Below are 14806 nucleotides of genomic sequence, written 5' to 3'. Positions count from 1 at the left end.
ATCATCGTCCCTCCCTGTCCGGCGGCTTTTCCGCAGCATTAGCCTATCGAATGTTAAGAGAGAGTTAAGTGCGGCGCATCAGGGCCAGATAAAAACCGTCGCCTCCCTCCAGCGGGGTCCAGAGGCGCCGCAGGACAGGCGCGAAGCCCGGCTGGCGGGCGTGGAAGGCCTCGATCTGGGCGTCGTTTTCGGCCTGCAGCAGCGAGCAGGTCATGTAGGCCAGGTGCCCGCCCGGCCCCACCAGCGGCGCGGCGCGGTCCAGGATGCGGGCCTGCAGCGCCAGCAGCTCGTCCAGCTGCGCCGCGTCCAGCCGCCACTTGGCATCCGGGGTGCGGCGCCACGTGCCCGAGCCCGAGCAGGGCACGTCGGTCACGACCAGATGGAAGGGGCCGCGCGGGCGGGCCTCGACGGCGATGCGCAGGCCGGCGCGCTCGGCCCGGGCCGGAAGGTCGGCCATGCGGGCGGGCCGCGCGTCATGGGCGGTGATCGTCATGCCGGGCTGGCGCGCGCCCAGGGCCAGCGCCTTGCCGCCGCCGCCGGCGCAATAGTCCAGCACGCGCAGTCCCGGGGCCAGCGGCAGCAGCGCGCAGGCCTGCTGGGGCGACAGATCCTGCAGCTCGATCAGGCCGTCGCGATAGGCGGCCGAGCGGGCCACGGCGCGGTCGTTCGAGGTGACCCGCAGGGACTGGGGGAAGCCGGGGGCGGGGTCGGTGTCGATCCCCTCGTCGGCCAGGGCGGCGGCGGCGCGGGCGGGATCGGTCCGAGCCAGGTTCACCCGCAGCCAGAGGGGCGCGCGGTCGGTCATGGCACGGGCGACCTCGGCCGCCTGCGGGCCCAGGGCGGCGGTCCAGGCGGGGCGCAGCCAGTCGGGCAGGTCGTCGGGCAGATCGCCGGGCGGGGGAGAGGCGGCCTCGGCCTCGGTCAGGGGGGCGGGATCGTGGCGCGTGCCGGTGAAGATCGCGGGCAGGTCCAGGCCCGCCTGGCGCGCATGGCCGATCATCAGCCCGCGCCCGGTCATCGCGCCGCCCAGCGCGGCCAGGCTGTCGCGGCGCCGCAGCGCGCCGAAGACCAGATCGCGCAGCGCCATGCGGTCGCCCGATCCGGCGAAGCGGCTGGCCCGCGACCAGCGCAGCAGCGCCTGCTCGGCCGGGCTGCCCGACAGGATCTGGTCCAGCACGGTGATGGCGGCGGCGATGCGGGCGGCGGGGGTCATGGGCGGGCCTTTCGCGGGCGGCAGGGGTTGGTGCCGCCTAGCATGGCCCACCGCCCCGCCTCAATCGCGCAAACGTCCCCGTCAGAAGCAGGTCGAGGTGACGATGACCGGAAACAGCGTGAAGGCGCTGGACACGAGCCCGATCCAGGTGCCCGCCACGATGATCCAGCGCGCCCGGCCCTGCCCCGCGGGCATCCAGACGACCAGCCCCGCATGCAGCAGCAGGCCGCCGATCCAGACCGTCCACATTGCCGCGTGATGCAGGTCGGTGAAACCCAGGGGCCGGTCGGACCAGCCCAGATGGCAGCCCGCCCCGTGCAGCGCATAGACGGCCGAGAACAGGACCGCCCACAGCACCGGGCCCGCCAGCACGCGTGCCATCCAGATCATGCCAAAACCTCCTGCGCGCAGATCAGCGCCACCGAGACGATCGAGGTCGCCAGCCAGAACTTCTGGAACAGCTGCCAGACCGGCAGGGCGCCGCGCCGGTCGCCGCCGATCCGGCCCCGCACCGCGTCGACATGGGCGCGCAGCGCCAGCATCACCGCGATCACGCCATGGGCGACCGCAAAGCCCACCACCGCGCCGCGCAGCGCATCGCGCGCGTGCCGGGTCGGATCGTCCAAACCCAGGGCCAGCGGCGCCAACAGGGCCAGCCCCAGGCCCGCGGCCCCGAGGCCCGCCAGCGTCCAGACCCGCAGCGCAGCGCTGTCACGCCGCGCCTCGGCCAGATGCGCAATCACGGTGGAAACCGCCATCGCCGCCAACGCCGCCAGCGCCAAGGGCAGCATCCACGGGCCGAAGCCCGTCTCGGGCGCAGGCCAGCCGGGCGCCACGACGGTTAGGAAGCCCACCCCGAACAGCAGCGAGGCGTAGAGCGTCGCATCCGCCACCAGCAGAGCCACCGCGCCGGTATGGGCCAGGGTGTTGCGCACCTGCCAGTGCAGCGGCAGCGACAGGCCGGGCGCGACCTCGGCCGGGGGATGGTCGGTGGTGGTTCCCATGATCTCGCCCCACCGCCAGGCCATGATCAGCGTGGCCAGGATCCCCAGGGGCGCCAGCCAGTAGAGCCCCGCCAGCATCATCGCGAAGAAGCTGCCGATCGCGGCCGAGGTGGCGACCGGCAGGGCGGTGTTGGTGGCCAGCACCATGACATGCTGGGGCCGCCCGCTGCCGGGCTCGACGACCAAGGTCTCGCGCCAGCCGCGCGGCGCGCCGGGCAGCAGCCCCTCGCCCCGCGCCAGCGGCAGGATCGCATCCGCATCGGGCTGGCGCGGTCCGGGCAAGGATGCGAAGTTGTAGGAGGGCGCGGGCAGCGGCATCGCCCAGTCCAGGGTCGGCGCCTTCCACGGGTTGCGCCAGCTGCGCCGCCCGAACAGCCATTGCATCACGATGTCGAAGGCGAACAGCGCGAAGCCCGCCGCCTGCACCATCCCGAAGATCGACGAGATCAGGTTCAGCCATTCCCATTCCGGATCGCCCGGATAAGTGGCCACGCGGCGCGGCATGCCCAGAAGGCCGGTCAGGTGCATGAGGAAGAAGGTGCCGTGGAAACCGATCAGGATCAGCCAGAACGCAGCCTCGCCCAGGCCCGCCACGCGCCAGCGCCCGCTGATCAGCGGCATCCAGTAGCTGACGGCGGCCAGCATCGGGAAGACGAAGCCGCCGACCAGCACGTAATGCAGGTGGGCCACGACGAAATGCGTGTCATGGGCCTGCCAGTTGAAGGGCACCATGGCCAGCATGACCCCGGTCAGCCCGCCCATCACGAAGGTCGCGAAGAAGCCCATCACGTAGAGCATGGGCAGGCGCAGCGTCACGCGCCCCTCGTACATGGTGCCGATCCAGGCGAAGATCTGGATCGCGGTCGGCACCGCGACCAGCGCCGAGGCCGCGCTGAAGAAGGCCAGCGCCATGTGCGGGATGCCCACGGTGAACATGTGATGCACCCACAGCCCGAAGGACAGGAACACCAGCCCGATGACCGCCGCGACGATGGCGCCGTAGCCCAGGATGGTCGTCCGCGACAGGATCGGGATGATCGTGGACAGGGCGCCTGCGGCGGGCAGGAAGATGATATAGACCTCGGGGTGGCCAAACAGCCAGAAGAGATGCTGCCACAGCAGCGGACTGCCCCCCCGCGCCACGTCGAAGAAAGGCCAGCCGAAGGCGCGCTCGACCTCGAGCAGGATCGAGCCCAGGATCAGCGGCGGAAAACCCAGCAGCATCATCACGGAGGTGCCCAGCAGGTACCACGCCATCAGCGGCATCTTGGTCAGCGGCATGTGCGCGGCGCGGCAGCGCAGGATGGTTACGGTGATCTCGACCGCCGCCGCCATGGCGCTGATCTCGACGAAGGTGACGCCCAGCAGCCAGATGTCGGCATTGATGCCCGGCGAATAGGTCCGCGAGGTCAGGGGCGTGTACATGAACCAGCCGCCATCGGGCGCGACCCCGAACAGCAGCGACAGCACGATGACCGTGCCGCCGAAGAGATAGCAGAAATATCCCAGGGCGCTGAGGCGGGGGAAGGCCATGTCCCGCGCGCCGAGGATCTTGGGCAGCAGCCACAAAGCCAGCCCCTCCAGCAGGGGAATGGCAAAGAGGAACATCATGATGCTGCCATGCATCGTGAAGATCTGGTTATACAGCTCGACATCCAGGAAGGCGCCGTCGCGGGTGGCCAGCTGCGCGCGGATCATCATCGCCAGCACGCCGCCGATGGCGAAGAACACGAACGAGGTCGCCATGAAGCGCAGCCCGATCGTGCCGTGGTTCACCGAGGTGAAGAAGCCGCGCCAGCCCGGCAGGTCGCGCCAGACCTTGTCCAGCTGCCGGTGCAGGACCAGCGCGCGCTGCGGCGGGCTTGCGGCGATGTCGGCGGCCTCGATGGCGGTGCCGTCCGGCAGGACGCCCGCGCCCGCGTCCCGGCCCGGTCCCTGCTGCGTGGCATCGGTCATGGGCGGGGCTCCTCGGGGTCGGTCGGGTCGGTGGCGGGCTGGGCAGGGTCGGTCGCTAGTTGGTCGGGGGTCGGCTGGTCGGTTGCAGGCTGGTCGGGCAGGTCGTCGGGCGGCACCGGAGAGGTCACGGCGTCCACGAGCTGGCTGTCGAAGGAGGGCAGCGGGCCGTCCGGATCATAGGCCACCACCGTGAAGCGCATCGTGCTGTGGCCCAGGCCGCAGAACTCGGCGCAGAGCCCCTCGAAGGTGCCGGGACGGTCGGCGCTCAGCCGGTGGACGTTGCGATGGCCGGGGATGGCGTCCATCTTGCCGCCCAGCTGCGGCACCCAGAAGCTGTGGATCACGTCCTGCGAGGTCAGCGCCACGTCGAAGGGGCGGCCTGCGGGGACATAGAGGATCCCCTCGGTCCGCACCGGCGCGCCGTCCGGGCCGGGCTGGGTGAAGGTCCAGCCCCATTGCTGCGCCTCGGCCTGCACCTGCAGGGTGCCGTCGTCGCGGGTGATGATCCGCTCTCCGGTCCACAGCGCGAAGGTCAGCAACGCGGTCAGCACCGTCAGGGAAAAGCCCAGGCCCCAGCCCATGATCCAGTGCCGCTCGCGCGCCGGGTCGGGGGCGCGGCCCACGGCGCCGTCGCCGCGATGGCGCATGGCCAGGACCAGCATCACGCTGACCAGCAGGGTGATCAGGGCGCTGCCCGCCAGCATGACCCACCACAGGCGCGCGCCGTGCTGGGCGGCGGGACCCGCGGGGTTCAGGGTGCTGAGGGGACCGTTGCAGGCCGCCAGAAGCGGAACCGCCAGCAAAGCCGCGGACTTGTGACCGTGAATGCGGAACAGAGGGGATCTCCGATGCGTCAGAAATATTCGTGGAAGCAGCGCCGGCGGCTGACCGACCCGATCGAGGAGCATGTCGCCTTCAGCGACACCGAGAGCAAGATCGCCTTCGCGGGCCATCCGCTGCATGCGATGATGGTGGCCTTTCCCATCGCCTTGGCCTTTTCCGTCTTCGGTGCCGACGGCATGTACTGGCTCACGGGCGACGAGTTCTGGCCGCGCGTGGCGCTGTGGGCCGCGGGCGTCGCCTTCGGCATCGGCGTGATCGCCGGGGTGACCGGCACGATCGAGCTGCTGATGGTGCCCGGCATCCGCATCCGCAGCGCCAGCTGGACGCATTTCATCCTGGCGGTGATGCTGCTGTCGGTGCTGGGGCTGAACTGGGGCTACCGGCTGGACGACCCGGTGGGCGCGGTCCTGCCGTGGGGCTTCATGATCTCGGCCCTGGGCGCGGGCATGACCGGCATCACCGGCTGGCACGGCGGCAAGCTGGTCTTCGACTATCAGATCGGCACCAAGCAGGAGACGCGCAGCAAGTAGGTGCCGCGCCTCCCGGTCATCCGACCGCCTCATGCCTGGCCCCGCGGCGCCAGCATGAAGGCGGGCAGCCAGTCCGCCATCCACGCCAGGTCCGGCTTGGCCAGCACCAGCCACAGCACCCCCATCATCAGCGGAATGACGATGAACAGCGCGTAGAGCGGCGAGGGCATCCAGCCCGTGCCGCGACGTTCGGCCGAGACCAGGACGATATGTCCCAGCCAGGCATGGACCAGCGCCATGCCCGCCACCAGCGCCAGCTTGGCCGCGAACCACAGGTCGAAGACCTGGGCCGCGAAGATCAGCGCCGTCCCCGCCGCGATGGCGATGACGGCGGCGGGCGTGGCGAAGGCCACATAGCCGTAATGGGTGATCAGCCGGAACTCGGCATAGCGGGCCTGCCGCGCCTCGCCGCCCTCGTTGTTGCGCCAGGTGCTGCCGTAGAGGCTCAGCAGCAGGGGCAGCGCGATCAGCGACGCGCACCAGCACAGCATCGCGGCCAGATGCAGGTACTTCAGCGAGGCGATCATCATGCCCGGAACCCCGCCATCCAGCCCCGGCGCAGCATCAGCGCCGCCAGCGCCGCCAGCGGCACGAAGCCCGGCACCCACATGATCAGCCCGGCCAGCTGCTGGTCGGCCAGCGCGGGCAGGCCCCAAGGCGCGGCGCCGGTCACATGCTGGATGTAGAGGATGCCCGGCGTGAAGGTCAGCGCCGCACCCAGAAGGCCCATGATCCCGGCCAGCCCCCCGATCAGCAGGGCGCGGGCGACGGCGTCCTCGGCGGTGATGCCCGGCGCCAGGACAGCGGACCAGAAGGCCCAGGCCGGCAGCAGCATCGCCGCCTGCAGGCCCCAATATAAAGCGTCCGACCACCAGATCGCCGCATAGACCGAAGGCAGGTGCCACGCGATCATCGCCGCCGACAGCGCGACCAGCGACAGGCTGGCGGGCAGGCGCGCCGCCAGGGGCAGCGCCAGGGCCAGCGCGGGGGCGGCCACGGTGATGATCAGCAGGTGATGGGCCGCGCGAGCCGAGAACAGCGCCACCGTCAGCGCGCAGAGCGGCGAGACGAAGGCCACGACCAGCGCCGCGATCGCGATCAGCGCGGGCGTGCGCCCCTCGCGGTCGCTGCGCCACAACAGCAGCCCTCCCGCCACGGCCAAGGCCGCCAGCAGGACCGGATCCAGGTTCCAGGCGCGCCAGATCTGCTCGGGCACGGGCGCGGGGCCGCAATAGGTCATGGCTGCGTCGGTCATCATCTGTCCCTGTCATCCGGAGGTCTGCCGTGGCGCGGGCGCGTCGGGAACCGTGGGGGTAACCATCTGTTCCCGCGCGGGTTCCGCCGAAAAGCCCCTGCCCCGCCGCGCAAGGCGATTGGGAATGGCCAACGCCCGCACGGGATCGGGCGGGCGTTGGCATATCTCGCAGGGATATGGGACGCCGGACCCCACCCCCGTCGGGGCGGGCCCGCCTGTCGGACGGGCTCAGCCCAGACGGTAGTTCGGCGATTCCCGCGTGATCTGCACATCGTGGACATGGCTTTCCTTGAGCCCCGCCCCGGTGATGCGGACGAACTGGCAGTCCGTGCGCATCGCGGCCACGGTGGCGCAGCCGGTATAGCCCATGGCGGCGCGCAACCCGCCCACCAGCTGGTGGATCACCGCGCCCGCCGTGCCCTTGTAGGGCACCTGCCCCTCGATCCCCTCGGGGACCAGCTTGTCGGAGGCGGCATCCTTCTGGAAATACCGGTCCGCCGAGCCGCGCGCCATGGCGCCGAGGCTGCCCATGCCGCGATAGGACTTGAAGCTGCGGCCTTGGTACAGGATCACCTCGCCGGGGCTTTCGTCGGTGCCCGCGATGGCGCTGCCGACCATGGCGCAGCTGGCGCCCGCCGCGATGGCCTTGGCGAAATCGCCCGAGAACTTGATGCCGCCATCGGCGATGATCGGGATGTCGCCAGCCGCCCCCGCCGCATCCATGATCGCGGTCAGCTGCGGCACGCCCACGCCCGCGACGATGCGGGTGGTGCAGATCGACCCCGGCCCGATGCCCACCTTGACGGCATCGGCGCCCGCGCCGATCAGCGCGCGCGTCGCCTCGGCGGTGGCCACGTTGCCCGCGACGACCTGGATGTCGCCGCGGAAGGCCTTGATGCGTTCCACGGCATGGGCCACGCCCGCCGAATGGCCATGCGCGGTATCGATGACGACCATATCCACCCCGGCCTCGATCAGCGCGCAACTGCGCTCGTAGCCCTCGTCGCCCACGGTCGAGGCGGCGGCGACGCGCAGCCGGCCCAGATCGTCCTTGCAGGCCTGGGGGTTCAGCACGGCCTTTTCGGTGTCCTTCAGCGTCAGGAGGCCCGTCAGCTTGCCCGAGGCGTCGGTCACCAGCAGCTTCTCGATCCGGCGGGCCTTCATCAGGCTGATCGCCTCGGCCCGGTCGGCGGGCTCGCGCAGGATCGCCAGGTTCTCGGACGACATCATCGCGCGGACCGGGGTGCGCATGTCGTCGGCAAAGCGCATGTCGCGGTTCGTCACGATGCCCAGCACGCGGCCATCCGCGTCCACGACCGGAAAGCCGGTGACGTTGTAGCGGTCCTGGAAGGCCTTGGCGTCGGCCAGCGTCTGGTCGGGCGTCAGCGTGATCGGGTTGTAGACGATGCCGCTTTCGAAGCGCTTGACGCGGCGCACCTCGTCGGCCTGCTGGTCGGTCGTCAGGTTGCGGTGGATGACGCCCATCCCCCCGCCTGCGCCAGCGCGATCGCCATGCGGCTTTCGGTGACCGTGTCCATGGCCGAGGACAGAAGCGGGATGTTCATCCGGATCGCGCGGGTGACGAAGGTGGTCACGTCCGCGGTCGAGGGCAGCACCGTGGATGCCGCCGGAACCAGAAGAACGTCGTCGAATGTGAGGGCCTCACGAATCTGCATGGCGGGTGTCCTTGCGGCAATCTCGTTTGGCAGTTTCCCCTTTCACGGGCAGGGGGAATTGTCCAGCCCGTCCCGGGGCCGTTGCATTCGCGCCACGTGCGGGACCCGCCGTGACATGGACGTGGCGTCAGATGAACGGGGCGATTGATCCATGCATAATCGGCGATAAGGTGACGAAAAGGGCGATATGCCTTGAGGGAGGACGACATGAAATTCGCATTGACAGGCATGGCCGCATTGCTGGCAGGCACAGCGCCTGTCTGGGCCGGGGGGATCGAACGCGCGCCGCAATCGCTGGCCGCGCTGTTCGAAGAGGGCAACTATGTCGAACTGAGCTTCGGCGGCGTCGATCCGACCGTCGAGGGCACGGATGTCCTGGGCTTCCGCACCGGCGACGTGGCGCAGGGCTACGGCTTCGCGGGCCTGTCCTACAAGCACCAGTTCACGCCCAGTTTCTCGGGGGCGATCATCGTCGAGCAGCCCTTCGGCGCCGACATCCTCTATCCGTCGCAGCCCGGCCTGCTGCCCGACCCGTCGGCCGAAGGGTCGGTCCTGCTGGGCGGCACCGCGGCGCGCGTCGATTCGACCACCTTCACCGCGCTGGGCCGCTACCAGTTCCAGAACGCCTTCTCGGTCCATGGCGGCCTGCGCGGCTCGCGGGCCGATGGCGAGGTGACGCTGGACGGCGCGGCCTACGGGCCGGTCGCGGGCTACAACGTCGATCTGGACGCCAACACCGCCTTTGGCTGGGTGGCCGGCGTCGCATGGGAACGCCCCGAGATCGGCGCCCGCGTCTCGCTGACCTACAATTCGGACGTGGAACACGAGTTCGACACGGTCGAGACCGGCCCGCTGGTCGATCCCGACGGGCCGGGCCCGATCCCCGCCGTGCCGCTGCTGAACGCCAGTTCGACCACCACCGTCACCACGCCCGAAAGCTGGAACCTGGAGTTCCAGACCGGCGTCGCGGCGGACACGCTGGTCTTCGGCTCGGTCCGGTGGGTCGAGTGGAGCGCCTTCCGCGTCGATCCGCAGCAATTCGTGGCCGTCACCGGCGGCGGGCTGGTCGAGTTGGAGGACACGACGACCTATACCCTGGGCGTCGGGCGCAAGTTCACCGAAAGCTGGTCGGGCTCGGCCTCCTTCACCTTCGAGAAGGCGGGCGACGATCTGGTCTCGCCGCTGGCGCCCACGAACGGGCGCAAGGGCATCACCCTGGCCGCGATCTACAACCAGGGACCGCTGCGCGTGACCACCGGCATCAACTACACCAAGCTGGGCGATGCCAGCCCCGAGACCGGCACGCCGGACGTGGAACGGGCGCGGATGGAAGACGGCGACGCCCTGGGGATCGGGGTGCGGATCGGCTATCGCTTCTGATCGCGACAGGCACTGAGAGGACAGGCAGGGGGGCCAGCCCCCCTGACCCCCCGGGATATTTCAGCCAAGATGAAAGGCCGGGCCGAGGGAGGGTCCGGGTCGGGATGCGCGGCGGGTGGCCGGCGCCTCTTTCCAATGCCGGTTGCGCGGACTAGTCAGGGGCGCCGGCACAGGAGGGGACGGGGCATGATCTATCGCAGCGCGGCGGAGTGGCAGGCGGCGGCGTCGCGCAGGGTCGTGCTGTTCGGCATGTCGGGCCTGGGCAAGACGCATCTGTCCTCGATCCTGCGGGGCACGGGGGACTGGTTCCACTACTCGGTCGATTACCGGATCGGCACCCGCTACATGGGCGAATACATCGCCGACAACTTCAAGCGCGAGGCGATGAAGGTCCCGTTCCTGCGCGAGCTGCTGCTGTCGGACAGCGTCTACATCGCCAGCAACATCACCTTCGACAACCTGGCGCCGCTGTCGACCTATCTGGGCAAGCCGGGCAGCCCCTCGCGCGGGGGGCTGGACTTCGACGCCTATTGCGCGCGCCAGGACCAGCACCGCCGGGCCGAGATCGCCTCGCTGCTGGACACCCGCCATTTCATGGACCGCGCCCGCGACATCTATGGCCACCCGCATTTCGTCTGCGACAGCGGCGGGTCGATCTGCGAGGTGGTGGACCCCGAGGATCCCGCCGATCCGGTGCTGGCCGCGCTGGAGCGGGACCTGCTGCTGGTCTGGATCAGGGGCAGCGATGCCCATACGGCCGAGCTGGTGCGCCGCTTCGACCGCGCGCCCAAGCCCATGTACTACCAGCCGCAATTCCTGGAGCGCGCCTGGATCGCCTACCGCGTCGAGAAGGGGCTGGAGGGCGGCGAGGTCAATCCCGACGACTTCATCCGCTGGACCTATGCCCGGGCGCTGGCCCATCGCCAGCCGCGCTATGCGGCGATGGCGCGGCGCGGCGTCACCGTGCTGGCCGAGGAGGTGGCCCGGGTCGCCACGCCGCAGGATTTCACCGACCTGATCGCCCGCGCCCTTTCGCGCAAGGAAGACCCCGCCGCAGGGCGCAAGGAAGCCTGACCCATGCCCATCACGCTGAACGAGAACCTGCCCGCCTATCGCATCCTCTCGGACGAGGGGGTGATGGTGATGTCGCCGGGCCGGGCGGCGACGCAGGACATCCGGCCCCTGCGGATCGGGCTTCTGAACCTGATGCCCAAGAAGATCCAGACCGAGAACCAGTTCGCCCGCGTCATCGGCGCCACGCCCCTGCAGATCGACTTCCAGCTGATCCGCATGTCGGACCATGAAAGCCGCAACACCGCCGCCGACCATCTGGAAAGCTTCTACCGCCCCTTCCGCGAGGTCGAGGCCTCGGGCGAGAAGTTCGACGGGCTGGTGATCACCGGCGCGCCGATCGAGCATCTGCCCTTCGACCAGGTCACCTACTGGGACGAGCTGGCCCGGGTCTTCGCCTGGACGCAGACCCATGTGCATTCGACCTTCGGGGTCTGCTGGGGCGGCATGGCGATGGCTTGGCATTTCCACGGGTTGCCCAAGCATCCCCTGCCCTCCAAGGCCTTCGGCTGCTTCCGGCACCGCAACCTGGCGCCCGCCTCGCCCTATCTGCGCGGTTTTTCCGACGACGTGCTGGTCCCCGTCAGCCGCTGGACCGAGGTGCGCCAGGACGAGGTCGATGCCCGCCCGGCCCTGACCACCCTGCTGGCCAGCCCTGACGTGGGCCCCTGCCTGCTGGCCGATCCGGGGCACCGGGCCATCTATGTCTTCAACCATTTCGAATATGACAGCACCACGCTGAAGGAGGAATACGACCGCGACGTGGCGGCGGGCAAGCCCGTCACCCTGCCCGCGAACTACTATCCGGGCGACGATCCCGCGCAGATGCCCGCGAACCGTTGGCGCAGCCATGCGCATCTGCTCTATGGAAACTGGATCAACGAGATCTATCAGACGACATGGTACGACATGTCCCGCATCGGAGAGGGCTAAGCGATGACCGCCACGCAGCCGGACCTGCCGCTGGTCGGCAAGATCAGCGACTATCTGAAGACGGGCGCCCCGGCACCGATCCGCAAGGCGGTGGAAAAGTCCGGGTCCAAGGACATCCTGGACCCCGATTTCCCGTACCGCGCGGAGATGCCGAAATCCGACTACGAGGCGCATCTGGCCGCGCTGCAGCTGCAGCTGGTGCGGATGATGCATGACGTGATCGCCACCGGCAAGCGGCTGGTGGTGATCTTCGAAGGGCGCGACGCCGCCGGCAAGGGCGGCACGATCGAGCGCGTGCGCGAGAACCTCAACCCCCGCTCGGCCAGCATCGTGGCGCTGCCCAAGCCCAACGAGCGCGAGGCGGGGCAGTGGTATTTCCAGCGCTATGTCGACTGGCTGCCCGCCGCCGGAGAGATCGCGCTGTTCGACCGCAGCTGGTACAACAGGGGCGTCGTCGAACGGGTCTTCGGCTTTGCGACCGATCCCGAGCGCGCCTCGTTCTTTCGGCAGCTGCCCAGCTTCGAGCAGACGCTGGTCGATGACGGCATCATCCTGGTCAAGCTGTGGCTGAACGTCGGCCGGGCCGAGCAGCTGCGCCGCTTCCTGGACCGCGAGCAGGACCTGCTGAAGCAGTGGAAGCTGAGCCCCATCGATGTCGAGGGGCTGGTGCGGTGGGACGACTATACCCTGGCCATCCGCGACACGCTGGAACGGTCGCATTCGCCCATCGTGCCCTGGACGCTGATCCGCTCGGACGACAAGCGCCGGGCACGGATCGCGGCGATCCAGACGATCCTGGGCGCGGTCGATTACGCGGGCAAGGACGGTGACGCCATCGGCGCGCGCGACCCGCTGATCGCGGGCGGGCCCGAGCTGCTGCGCGACTGACGCCGCCCCGCCCGAGGCTGCCGCCGCCCTTGGCGCCGCCGCCCGCCCGTGGCACAACCCCGGGCAGGGACATCAAGGGAGGATCCGATGGATCTGTCGACATGCCGCGCCATCGTGACCGGGGGCGCCTCGGGCCTGGGGGCGGCGACCGCCGCGCATTTCCGCCAGCGCGGCGCGCAGGTCGTGGTGCTGGATCTGGACGCCGCCGGCGAGGCGGCGGCAACCGCCATCGGCGCGGGCTTTGCCAAAACCGACGTGACCGATGCGGCCAGCGTGACGGCGGCCCTGGATCACGCGGTGGCGGTGATGGGCGGCATCGATGTCTGCGTGAACTGCGCGGGCATCGCCATCGGCGAGAAGACCTTCGGCCGCGACGGGCCGCACCGGCTGGAGAGCTTTCGCCGCACCGTCGAGATCAACCTGATCGGCAGCTTCAACGTGCTGCGCCTGGCCGCCGAGCGGATGGCCGCGAACGGGCGCGACCGGAACGGCGTGATCGTGAACACCGCGTCCATCGCGGCCTTCGACGGGCAAAAGGGACAGGCGGCCTATGCGGCCTCCAAGGCGGGGATCGCCGGGATGACCCTGCCCCTGGCGCGCGATCTGGCGGGCGCGGGCATCCGCGTCTGCGCCATCGCGCCGGGCATCTTCGGCACGCCGATGCTGGCGGGCCTGCCCGCCGAGGTGCAGGACGGCCTGGCCGCCGAGGTGACCTTTCCCAAGCGGCTTGGCGATCCGTCGGAATATGCCCGGATGGTGGCCGTCATCGTCGAGAACGACTATCTGAACGGCGAAACCATCCGCCTGGACGGCGCATTGCGGATGCGCTGAGCATCCGCGCGCGGCGGTTGTGCGAAATGCTTGCGCGGGCGCAAGGGCGGGTCTAGCGTCATGAAAAACCGATCCCAGAGAGGCCCGATTTCATGCGCTTGCTGACAACCACCATCCTGGCCGCCGCCGCCCTGCCCGCAGCCGCGCTGGCCGCCGATCCCGAATTCACCGTCTTCGATTGGGCGGGGTTCGAGGAACCCTCGATCTTCCAGTCCTATGTGGACACGCATGGCACCAGCCCGACCTATTCCTTCTATGGCGACGACGACGAGGCCTTCCAGAAGGTCGCCTCGGGGTTCCGGGCCGATGTCATCCATCCCTGCAGCCAGATGGTCGGCAAGTATCGCGATGCCGGGCTGATCGAGCCCTGGGACACCGCGCGCATCCCGAACTTCGACAAGATCGACGAGCGCTTCCTGGACAGCGAGGTGTTCCGCGACGACGAGGGCGTCTGGTTCATCCCGACGGACTGGGGCGTCACCGCCATCGCCTACAACACCGAGACCGTCCCGGCCGAGGACGTGGCCAGCCTGAACGTCTTCACCTCGCCCAAGTATCAGGGCCGCACCTCGCTGCCCGACAGTCAGGACGATGTCTGGGCGCTGGCCTATCTGGCGACCGGCGTGACCGATTGGGACGGCGTCACCGAGGAGCAGTTCCAGGCCGCCGCCGCCTGGCTGCGCGAGGCGCACATGAATGTCGCGGCCTATTGGTCCGATCCCTCCGAGCAGGCGCAGCTGATGGCCTCGGGCGCGGTGGATGTCGCCTGGTCGTGGAACGACGGCGTGACCTATCTGCAGGCCGACGACTATCCGGTGGGCTTTCAGCGCGAGCCGGTCGAGGGGTCGTCGACCTTCACCTGCGGCTATGTGAACGTGAAGGACGGGCCGGGCAGCGAGGACAAGGCCTATGACTTCATCAACGCCTGGCTGGAGCCCTCCGCCGCCAAGGCGCTGCTGGAGACGATCGGCTATGGCCACACCTCGACCGAGGCGATGGCGACCATCGCGGACGAGCCCGCCGTGACCGAGGGGCTGTCCGAGATCGATGCGCCGGTGCTGGCGCAGACCCCCAACGATCCCGAGCAGCGCCAGCGGCAGCTGGAGGAGTTCGAGAAGATCAAGGCGGGGTTCTGAGAACACCGGCGTTGGCCGGGGGGCTTCGCGCCCCCCCGGACCCCCCGCGGGATATTATCGCCAAGATGAAGGGGCTGCGACTTGAGCGGG

At 69.7% G+C, this 14806-nt stretch carries 13 protein-coding genes and 1 pseudogene; 7 read left to right on the top strand and 7 right to left on the bottom strand.

What is annotated here, in order from left to right; genetic code table 11:
* Nucleotides 1-64 precede the first annotated feature (64 nt).
* The 4 genes from E4191_RS04950 to coxB form a co-directional block, all read right to left on the bottom strand.
* Nucleotides 65-1213, bottom strand: a complete 1149-nt coding sequence (locus E4191_RS04950; RefSeq protein WP_135312414.1) for an RsmB/NOP family class I SAM-dependent RNA methyltransferase — start codon at nucleotides 1211-1213, stop codon at nucleotides 65-67.
* 81 nt (nucleotides 1214-1294) lie between these two features.
* Nucleotides 1295-1603, bottom strand: coding sequence for a hypothetical protein (locus E4191_RS04945; protein WP_135312413.1), 309 nt, complete (start codon nucleotides 1601-1603; stop codon nucleotides 1295-1297).
* Nucleotides 1600-4173 (bottom strand): cytochrome c oxidase subunit I, encoded by a 2574-nt coding sequence (gene ctaD / locus E4191_RS04940; RefSeq protein ID WP_135312412.1) that lies wholly within the window; start codon nucleotides 4171-4173, stop codon nucleotides 1600-1602. The genes E4191_RS04945 and ctaD overlap by 4 nt, the downstream gene beginning before the upstream one ends.
* On the bottom strand, nucleotides 4170-4976 hold the full coding sequence (gene coxB, locus E4191_RS04935; RefSeq protein ID WP_228461559.1) for a cytochrome c oxidase subunit II: 807 nt from the start codon (nucleotides 4974-4976) through the stop codon (nucleotides 4170-4172). Before coxB ends, ctaD begins: the two co-directional genes overlap by 4 nt.
* A gap of 45 nt (nucleotides 4977-5021) precedes the next feature.
* On the opposite strand from coxB, the gene E4191_RS04930 reads away from it, so the two are divergent.
* Nucleotides 5022-5546 (top strand): DUF2231 domain-containing protein, encoded by a 525-nt coding sequence (locus tag E4191_RS04930; RefSeq protein WP_135312410.1) that lies wholly within the window; start codon nucleotides 5022-5024, stop codon nucleotides 5544-5546.
* Between the two features lie 29 nt (nucleotides 5547-5575).
* Here E4191_RS04930 and E4191_RS04925 read toward each other — a convergent pair whose 3' ends face one another.
* The 3 genes and pseudogenes from E4191_RS04925 to guaB form a co-directional block, all read right to left on the bottom strand.
* On the bottom strand, nucleotides 5576-6076 hold the full coding sequence (locus E4191_RS04925) for a CopD family protein (RefSeq protein ID WP_228461557.1): 501 nt from the start codon (nucleotides 6074-6076) through the stop codon (nucleotides 5576-5578).
* On the bottom strand, nucleotides 6073-6804 hold the full coding sequence (locus E4191_RS04920; RefSeq protein WP_228461555.1) for a cytochrome c oxidase assembly protein: 732 nt from the start codon (nucleotides 6802-6804) through the stop codon (nucleotides 6073-6075). Before E4191_RS04920 ends, E4191_RS04925 begins: the two co-directional genes overlap by 4 nt.
* 225 nt (nucleotides 6805-7029) lie before the next feature.
* Nucleotides 7030-8477, bottom strand: a pseudogene (gene guaB / locus E4191_RS04915) (IMP dehydrogenase).
* 207 nt (nucleotides 8478-8684) lie between these two features.
* Between guaB and E4191_RS04910 the strand changes: the two are divergent.
* From E4191_RS04910 to E4191_RS04885, 6 genes are all read left to right on the top strand, one after another.
* Complete coding sequence (locus E4191_RS04910; protein WP_135312409.1) at nucleotides 8685-9857, top strand: outer membrane protein transport protein; 1173 nt, start codon at nucleotides 8685-8687, stop codon at nucleotides 9855-9857.
* 186 nt (nucleotides 9858-10043) lie between these two features.
* Nucleotides 10044-10931, top strand: a complete 888-nt coding sequence (locus E4191_RS04905; protein ID WP_135312408.1) for an ATPase — start codon at nucleotides 10044-10046, stop codon at nucleotides 10929-10931.
* A 3-nt stretch (nucleotides 10932-10934) separates the two neighbouring features.
* Complete coding sequence (locus E4191_RS04900) at nucleotides 10935-11861, top strand: homoserine O-succinyltransferase (RefSeq protein WP_135312407.1); 927 nt, start codon at nucleotides 10935-10937, stop codon at nucleotides 11859-11861.
* 3 nt (nucleotides 11862-11864) lie between these two features.
* Nucleotides 11865-12749, top strand: a complete 885-nt coding sequence (gene ppk2, locus E4191_RS04895) for a polyphosphate kinase 2 (protein ID WP_135312406.1) — start codon at nucleotides 11865-11867, stop codon at nucleotides 12747-12749.
* Between the two features lie 87 nt (nucleotides 12750-12836).
* Nucleotides 12837-13580, top strand: coding sequence for an SDR family NAD(P)-dependent oxidoreductase (locus tag E4191_RS04890; protein WP_135312405.1), 744 nt, complete (start codon nucleotides 12837-12839; stop codon nucleotides 13578-13580).
* Between the two features lie 92 nt (nucleotides 13581-13672).
* Nucleotides 13673-14716, top strand: a complete 1044-nt coding sequence (locus tag E4191_RS04885) for an extracellular solute-binding protein (protein ID WP_135312404.1) — start codon at nucleotides 13673-13675, stop codon at nucleotides 14714-14716.
* Nucleotides 14717-14806 lie beyond the last annotated feature (90 nt).

The sequence above is a fragment of the Paracoccus liaowanqingii genome, from assembly GCF_004683865.2.
GTDB classification, from domain to species: domain Bacteria; phylum Pseudomonadota; class Alphaproteobacteria; order Rhodobacterales; family Rhodobacteraceae; genus Paracoccus; species Paracoccus liaowanqingii.
The sequence above is the reverse complement of the archived record's forward strand: the minus strand, read 5'-3'. Positions and strand labels throughout refer to the sequence as shown.

Excerpts from the sequence above, each read along its gene's own strand:
- ppk2 (WP_135312406.1), top strand. The coding sequence starts at position 11,865 with ATGACCGCCACGCAGCCGGACCTGCCGCTGGTCGGCAAGATCAGCGAC.
- E4191_RS04900 (WP_135312407.1), top strand. The coding sequence starts at position 10,935 with ATGCCCATCACGCTGAACGAGAACCTGCCCGCCTATCGCATCCTCTCG.
- E4191_RS04885 (WP_135312404.1), top strand. The coding sequence starts at position 13,673 with ATGCGCTTGCTGACAACCACCATCCTGGCCGCCGCCGCCCTGCCCGCA.
- E4191_RS04920 (WP_228461555.1), bottom strand. The coding sequence starts at position 6,804 with ATGATGACCGACGCAGCCATGACCTATTGCGGCCCCGCGCCCGTGCCC.
- E4191_RS04925 (WP_228461557.1), bottom strand. The coding sequence starts at position 6,076 with ATGATGATCGCCTCGCTGAAGTACCTGCATCTGGCCGCGATGCTGTGC.
- E4191_RS04905 (WP_135312408.1), top strand. The coding sequence starts at position 10,044 with ATGATCTATCGCAGCGCGGCGGAGTGGCAGGCGGCGGCGTCGCGCAGG.
- E4191_RS04945 (WP_135312413.1), bottom strand. The coding sequence starts at position 1,603 with ATGATCTGGATGGCACGCGTGCTGGCGGGCCCGGTGCTGTGGGCGGTC.
- ctaD (WP_135312412.1), bottom strand. The coding sequence starts at position 4,173 with ATGACCGATGCCACGCAGCAGGGACCGGGCCGGGACGCGGGCGCGGGC.
- E4191_RS04910 (WP_135312409.1), top strand. The coding sequence starts at position 8,685 with ATGAAATTCGCATTGACAGGCATGGCCGCATTGCTGGCAGGCACAGCG.
- E4191_RS04890 (WP_135312405.1), top strand. The coding sequence starts at position 12,837 with ATGGATCTGTCGACATGCCGCGCCATCGTGACCGGGGGCGCCTCGGGC.
- E4191_RS04930 (WP_135312410.1), top strand. The coding sequence starts at position 5,022 with ATGCGTCAGAAATATTCGTGGAAGCAGCGCCGGCGGCTGACCGACCCG.
- E4191_RS04950 (WP_135312414.1), bottom strand. The coding sequence starts at position 1,213 with ATGACCCCCGCCGCCCGCATCGCCGCCGCCATCACCGTGCTGGACCAG.